The organism is Pseudomonas sp. CGJS7 (genome assembly GCF_036961695.1).
The window spans coordinates 1-912 of record NZ_JBAMDI010000312.1; the positions used below are offsets into that span (position 1 = coordinate 1).

Consider the following 912-nt stretch of genomic DNA (forward strand, 5'->3'; position numbering starts at 1 on the left):
CACCGAAGGGGTCGCAGTCAGCTTGGCCACCACTTCGTCGAGGGTGTCGGTGACTTGAACCGAAGCAGCACCGCCCAGCTCAAGGTTCTCGAACGCAGCACCAGTGGCGTCCACCGCCGAGTTGATGCCCAGGCTGATCTGGCCAGCGTCCTGGTAGACGTCATCGCCTTGCGCGTCGTGGGTGTAAGGCGCGCTGGTCTCGCCGGCCTTGATGGTGACCTGAGCATTGTTGCTCAGGGTCACGACCAGGTCGTGGGCCAGCGGCTGGTTGACGTGCACAGTGAAGGTTGGCTTGACGTTCTCGGCCACCGAAGTCTGGTCAGCCGTGATGGTGACCTTGACGATGTCGCCTTCGCTGCCTGGGGTACCTGGCTCGTCAGTGACCTCGGTGCTGACTGGGGTCTTGTCCAGGTTCAGGTTTTCAAACTTCCACGCATCTGCGCCGCTGACCGCGTCGATGGCATTGACCACCGGCGCGTTGGTGCCGACATAGACGTTGTCTGGTGCGGTTGCAGTCGCCGAGCCCGTGGTGCTGTTGGCTGCCACGACGACAGTAGTGCCGTCGGTCAGCTTGAAGTACAGCTCCGAGTGGTTATTGATCGGCAGACCGTCTTTGTTGGTCAGCGTGATGGTGTAGGTGATCTCGCCGCCTTCGGTGACCGACGGAGTGGCAGTCAGCTTGGCCACCACCTCGTCGAGGGTGTCGGTGACATCCACTTTCGCGGCACCGCCCAGCTCCAGGTTCTCGAAGGTCGCACCAGTGGCGTCCACTGCCGAGTTGATGCCCAAGCTGATCTGGCCAGCGTCCTGATAGACGTCATCGCCTTGCGCGTCGTGGGTGTACGGCGCGCTGGTTTCGCCGGCCTTGATGGTGACCTGAGCGTTGTTGCTCAGGGTCACGACCAGGTCGTG

Annotated in this window: 1 protein-coding gene; it reads right to left on the reverse strand. The window is 62.3% G+C overall.

Translation table 11 applies throughout. The features are described 5' to 3' along the window. On the reverse strand, nucleotides 1-912 hold a 912-nt coding region (locus V7787_RS52845), incomplete at both ends, for an immunoglobulin-like domain-containing protein (RefSeq protein WP_442965387.1).